The sequence below is a fragment of the Rhodoferax ferrireducens genome, from assembly GCF_003347515.1.
Taxonomy (GTDB): Bacteria; Pseudomonadota; Gammaproteobacteria; order Burkholderiales; family Burkholderiaceae_C; genus Rhodoferax.
This window is the reverse complement of the sequence record NZ_QEII01000171.1, coordinates 1-1099: the sequence shown is the minus strand read 5'-3', so window position 1 is coordinate 1099 and position 1099 is coordinate 1. Positions and strand designations below refer to the sequence as shown.

Genomic DNA, 1099 nt, shown 5'->3' with positions numbered 1-1099 from the left:
GTGGGAGAAACCCGTGTTGCCGTCACCCCCGAGACGGCGAAGAAGCTCAAAGCGCAAGGTCACACGCTGCGCATCCAGGCCGGTGCCGGCGTGGCGGCCAGCGTGCCGGACGAGGCTTACCTCGCCGCCGGCGCCGACATCACCGACGCCGCCGGCGCCTTCCAGTGCGAACTGGTGCTCAAGGTGCGCAGCCCGTCGGATGTGGAAGCCGCGCTGATGCGGCCCGGCACTTGCCTGGTCGGCATGCTCAACCCCTTCGATCTTGAGGGCCTGCAGCAGCTCGCCGCGGCCGGCCTGACCGGCTTCGCGCTCGAAGCCGCCCCGCGCACTTCACGCGCCCAAAGCATGGACGTGCTGTCGAGCCAGGCGAACATCGCCGGCTACAAGGCCGTGATGATGGCCGCTGACCGCTACCAGCGCTTCTTTCCGATGCTGATGACGGCCGCCGGTACCGTGAAAGCCGCGCGCGTCGTCATCCTCGGTGTCGGCGTGGCCGGCCTGCAGGCCATCGCCACCGCCAAGCGCCTGGGCGCGGTGATCGAGGCCTCCGACGTGCGCCCCAGCGTCAAGGAGCAGATCGAGTCGCTGGGCGGCAAGTTCATCGAGGTCTCGTACGACACGCCCGAAGAAAAAGAAGCCGCGGTCGGCGTCGGCGGCTACGCCAAGCCGATGCCGCAAAGCTGGCTCGATCGGCAAAAAATCGAAGTCGCCAAGCGCGTGGCGCTGGCCGACATCGTCATCAGCACGGCGCTGATTCCGGGACGCCCGGCGCCCACGCTGATCACCGAAGACATGGTCAAGTCCATGAAGCCCGGCTCGGTCATCGTCGACCTGGCCGCCGGCAAGGGGCCGAACGGCGGCGGCAACTGCCCGCTGTCGGAAGCCGACCAGACCGTGGTCAAGCATGGTGTCACGCTGATCGGCGAGACCAATCTGCCGGCGCTGGTGGCGGCCGATGCCTCCTCGCTGTATGCGCGCAACGTGCTCGACTTCCTCAAGCTGATCCTCACCAAGGAAGGCAGCTTGAACATCGACCTGAACGACGACATCGTCGCCGCCTGCCTGATGACCCAGGGCGGCGAAGTCAAGCGAAAGTAAC

At 67.2% G+C, this 1099-nt stretch carries 1 protein-coding gene; it reads left to right on the top strand.

Features of this window, described 5'->3' with window-relative positions:
* Positions 1–1098, top strand: a complete 1098-nt coding sequence (locus tag C5P05_RS01135; RefSeq protein ID WP_114968070.1) for a Re/Si-specific NAD(P)(+) transhydrogenase subunit alpha — start codon at positions 1–3, stop codon at positions 1096–1098.
* Position 1099: the final 1 nt, after the last annotated feature.